Here is a 5,175-nt window from a genome sequence, read left to right as displayed (position 1 = left end):
GTACAATCCATTACATAATCATCTTTTGTATCATTATCAATTATAATATCATACTCTTCTTTGCCTCTAAATATAGTATTTGTATAACATATATCAGAATCATATTTTTTAGCTGTATAAAATAAATCATATAAAAATTTTCTGAATAAAATCATCATTATCTATAAATGCCAAATACTCACCTCTAGCATTTATTATGCCAATATTCCTATTATTGCCTATTCCCTGATTGGTTTCATTTTTATAACTACTATTCTATTATCTTTCTCTCTATATTTTTCTAGTATTGAATAACTATTATCTGTAGAACAATCATCTATACATATAATTTCTATTTCTTTTAAAGTTTGATTAATTACACTATTTAAACATTTTTCTAAATACTTTTCAGCATTATAAACTGGTATTATTACACTTACTTTAATCATAATTTTTACCAATTTATAATAGATTTAAAGCAAGATATATTGAGACTATTATGATTAATAGGTATATGTATAAAATATTTTTTAAGATTATTGCTTGCTTTTAAAGATAAAAAGCTATCGATAGGATAAAATAAATAACAAATCATAGTAAAATTATATATTATATTATTAAATAAAACAAGTAAATTAGACTATATCCAAAGGAATTTTTTTATTTGGTTTTGGAAATTCTTTATTTATAAGTGCTATATCATCATCATCAAGTTTAATTTTTTGTGATTCTATATTTTCTATTATATGTTTTTTATTAGAGCTTTTTGGAATTGCTATTTTATTATTAAAACTCATAATAAATGCCAAAGCTATCTGAGAAGGTGCAGCATTATGTTTTTTTGCGACACTTAAAAGAGTATTATTTTTTAATATATCCATACCCAAACAGCCAGCCTGTGCCAAAGGACAGTAAGCCATCAAAGCAATATTTCTCTCTTCCATATAAGGATATAAAGAATAATCTACACCCCTAGAGCCTAAATGATATAATACCTGATTAACCGTACATTTATCGCCTTCTTTTATAGTTTCAAGTTCTTTCATGTCATCAATATCAAAATTAGAAACACCCCAGTCCTTTATAAGTCCTTCTCTCTTTGCTTCTTCCATACATTCTACAGTTTCTCTTAAAGGTACTCTTCCTTTCCAATGAAGAAGATACATATCAAGATATTCTAATCCCATACGATTTAATGAGTTTTCCAAACTTTTAAATAATTTATCTCTTCCAGCATTATGAGGATAAACTTTAGAAACTATAAAAATATCTTCTCTTTTTATATCTGATATTTTTAAAGCATCTCCTATTATAGATTCAGCTTTTCCTTCTCCGTACATCTCAGCCGTATCAATAAGACGCACACCATTTTCTAAAGCAAAAGCTATAGCCTCTGCCTCTTTTTGTGCTTCTTTGTCTCTCTCTCCCATGCCCCAAGTTCCTATACCAAATTTAGGCATTATATTTGAAGATTTTAAAGTATAATCCATAAATAACTCCTTAAAATACTTTTTTAATTATTCCTTGCTTATATATAAAGTCCTTGAAGGGAATGCAAATCCTACGCCAAGTTTATTAAACTCATCTATTATTTTATAATTTATATCTTCAACTACTCTTACAAATTCATTATAATCTGCTGTATTTACATAGTATATTACTTCAAAATTAAGAGAAGAATCAGCAAACTCTATAAATCTAGCACTTACAAATTCAGTATTATTAGTTTCTATAATCGTCTTTAAAATATCAGGTATCACTTTTAATTTCTCCAAAGGCGTAGAATACTCAACACCTAACATCATATACTGTCTTCTCTTTTCTAATATTCTATAATTTTGTATTCTTGAAGCAAGTAAATTAGTATTTGATATTAAAAGCTGCTCACCGCTGTTTCTTCTTATACGTGTGGATTTAATACCAATATATTCAACTACACCTTTATCAGCATCTATTTGTATATAATCACCTTTCAAAAATGGTTTGTCAAATACTATTACAAAATAATTAAATAAATCCGCTATTATACTTTGTGCCGCAAAAGCAACAGCAACACCGCCTATCCCAAGTCCAGCTATAAAAGTATTAACATTAACACCTAAATTTGAAAGTATTGTCAAAAATCCAATAACCCATATTAAAGCTTTTAATATGGTGATAATACCATCAGATATTACAACACCTTTTTTATTAGATAAATAATTGTTGCTGAAATTACTAATTATATCGCATATAAACATTACAACAAATATAATAAAAAATACTACAACTATTTTAGCCCAATAACCGCTTACTTCTTTTGGAAGTACTAACCCAACTCTTCCGAAAGAAAGAGCAATAATAAAGATAAGAGGTCTAAGTCTTTTTTTTATACTTTTTACCAAATTTACTATAAACTCATTTTGTAGTTTAGTATTTAGTTTTAACAATACCTTAAGAAATAATATTAAAACAATATTCATTGCTATTAAACTAACAGCAAATACTATTATAGATATCAAATACTTTAATAAACTATTATTCCAAATAATCGTTTCTTTTAAATACTCCATACATTCTCCTAAAAGTTAAATTATAAAGCAATTCTATTATAAAATAATATTTTTTTAAAGAAAAAATTATAATAAAATATAAATATTTTTTGACATAACATAAACAATATATTAAAATAGCACTCAATAATTCTAATAAAAAATGAGGGTAAAAATGAAAAAGATTCTATTTATTTTTGTCATCTCTGTTTTAGCCATCGCATGCGGCGGTCAAAAAACAGATACAGCTAATGATACTGCTTCTACTAATGATACTGCAGCAGCAACATTGACAATTGATTTCCAAGCTATGGTTGGAGATACTAATAATGCTTCAATAAGCAGCAATGCTTATTTAAAAATTACAGGCTCTTATGGAGACATAGATGGTAAAATAGATGCTGCTACAGGAGCTTCTATGCCTTCAAGAACACCAGACTTACTTAACAAATACAGATCCGCTGATAACAATGTACTAAACAATAGAATGGAAGTTAGTATGGGTCAGTTCTTACTATTTGGTACAGCTAATGCCTCAAGATACATTGATGACGGTATGTCTGGTTCTGGTATAGCTCAAAGAACAGTTGATGGTACTACTGGTCCTAAAGTTACAGGTACTGGCATTACAAAAGGAGATGATGGAGTTATAACTATCAGATTCGTACATGCTGGCGGTAAAACAGTTGATCCTTATGTATTTGAAATGAAATCTGATGCTAACGGAATATTCCAAATTGGTGCAGGTACTGAAAACTTCAAAAGAAGTGAAACTGCTCTTACAAACGATTTTGATTTTAATACAGATTCTGCCATTTTGATAGTTGATAAAGCTAAAGAAGGAAATCCTTATTGGAAAGGTGATCTTCAAGCTACTTTTGAAAATAATATAATAAAAATTAATGGTACTTTAACAGAAGTTAAATAATAATCATTAATATTTATAATAAAAGCATAGGTTATATTTTTTAATATTTCCTATGCTTATTTTTTGTAATATATTTTAGCATGTATAGTAAATTAAAAAATTAATTATGGAATAATTATTTTATATAGAATTATGTATTTTGTTTGAATGAGGATTTCTTATAATCATAGCTAATTGATATATAGATATTTATAATGTATAATTATTTTACAAATTTAGAAAAATATTTATGAGGTTTATGAAAAATATGAAAAAAACTATTAGCAGAATAATTATCTCTTTTATTTTATTAATAATATCGTCTTTATTTTTATACTCAGAGGAATATGATACTAATTTCTATAAAAAACTTTTTGATGCAATGTTTGTAAATGAAGATGAATTAAAAGAAATGGCAAAAGACCCTAAAGAATATATGGAAAACTTGCTAAAAAAGGAAGAAGAAAAAGCATTAAAAGAGAAAATGGAACTTTATAAAAAATATAATGTTATAGAAATAGATAGTTTAGAAGATGAATATCAAAGTACTGCAGAAGGTTATGGAGATTTAGAAGATGTTAAGAAGTTTATACAAAAATATGATATAAACGGAGTATATGACGGCTATACTTTGATTTATACTTATTCAGGATATAGGGGTGAAACTAATATAATAGAGTTTTTAATTGAAAATAATGCTGATATTTATAAAAAATCTATTAATGGTAAAACGCCTCTTTACAGTGCTGTAGACGATTATTTTTATGATGCTGCTGAAGTTATTTTGAAACATTATAAAGACAATGATGATATAAATGATGAGTTTTTACTGGCAGTTAATCAAGAAAATAAGCCTATGTTAAGAATTTTATTAAAAAAGAAATTTTTATTCTTTGGAAATAAATTCAAAATGAATTTAGACAAAGGGCTTGAAATAGCACTTGATAAAGGCAATAAAGATATAGCGGCTGAATTAGTTTTAAGCGGGGCCAAAACTGATAATTTTTTATTTTATTTTAAATTGGTATTTGGTAAATATTTAATTCTTATAGCTATTATGATTGCTTTATTTGCTTCTTTTATTTATGTATATAGAAGAAGATATATTCCTGATATTTATGAAGAGAGTACAATGTTTATAACTTTTAAAGATAAAGTAAACAATATGTATATTTACTGTTATACTTATTATTCTTTCGGACTATTATCTACAATGCTGGGTTTTTTTGGAAATATATTTATAAATAATAATAAGATAAAAGGATATTATAATATAAATAGTAATTTAACGGGGAATTATATTGCTGTTTATGATTTGTATGATAATAAAAAAAGTGATAAGGAATATTTTAGCTGGTATGATGTTGACATGGAAGCAAATGAAAAAGCTATAATAAAATTCGATTGTTCTCTTTATGATTTTATAAAGAGTGATAAAAATGAAATTGACTATATTGCGGAAATAGCTGACTCTAAAATTATGAATGGAGTTTTTGAAGTAAATAGAAATACTGATATTAAAGTAGAATATTCTAGATTAATATTTAAAAAGGCTTCAAAAGGTAATCGTTTTATAGGGATGCTTTCCTATTTCTTTAATCTATATCATTTCAATATAAAGAATAAAGATAAAATTAATTCATATATAAACGGAGATAATAAATCGTATTCTAGAGAAAAAAAATGAAATTGAAGATAAATGTTAGAACAGTATTTAAAGAACATGAGAGTATGTCATTTAATGAATATAAAAATTAA

Annotated in this window: 3 protein-coding genes and 2 pseudogenes; 2 read left to right on the top strand and 3 right to left on the bottom strand. The window is 25.7% G+C overall.

Features of this window, described 5'->3' with window-relative positions; all coding sequences use genetic code 11:
• Nucleotides 1–68: 68 nt before the first annotated feature.
• From KQ44_RS13390 to KQ44_RS13380, 3 genes and pseudogenes are all read right to left on the bottom strand, one after another.
• Nucleotides 69–428: pseudogene (locus KQ44_RS13390) on the bottom strand (glycosyltransferase family 2 protein); the annotation flags it as partial.
• 186 nt (nt 429–614) lie between these two features.
• Nucleotides 615–1,469, bottom strand: a complete 855-nt coding sequence (locus tag KQ44_RS13385; RefSeq protein ID WP_096737874.1) for an aldo/keto reductase — start codon at nt 1,467–1,469, stop codon at nt 615–617.
• 27 nt (nt 1,470–1,496) lie between these two features.
• Entirely contained in the window at nt 1,497–2,531 is a 1,035-nt protein-coding gene (locus KQ44_RS13380; protein ID WP_096737873.1) for a mechanosensitive ion channel family protein, read from the bottom strand.
• 154 nt (nt 2,532–2,685) lie between these two features.
• Here KQ44_RS13380 and KQ44_RS13375 point away from each other — a divergent pair, with 154 nt between their 5' ends.
• Together KQ44_RS13375 and KQ44_RS13370 are read left to right on the top strand one after the other, a co-directional pair.
• The gene (locus KQ44_RS13375) at nt 2,686–3,438 is read left to right on the top strand and encodes a hypothetical protein (RefSeq protein WP_096737872.1); all 753 of its coding nucleotides are present in this window, start codon (nt 2,686–2,688) and stop codon (nt 3,436–3,438) included.
• A gap of 247 nt (nt 3,439–3,685) precedes the next feature.
• Nucleotides 3,686–5,169, top strand: a pseudogene (locus KQ44_RS13370) (ankyrin repeat domain-containing protein); the annotation flags it as partial.
• Nucleotides 5,170–5,175 lie beyond the last annotated feature (6 nt).

The sequence above is a fragment of the Brachyspira sp. G79 genome, assembly GCF_002379365.1.
GTDB lineage: Bacteria > Spirochaetota > Brachyspiria > Brachyspirales > Brachyspiraceae > Brachyspira.
This window is presented reverse-complemented; position numbering and strand designations above follow the sequence as displayed.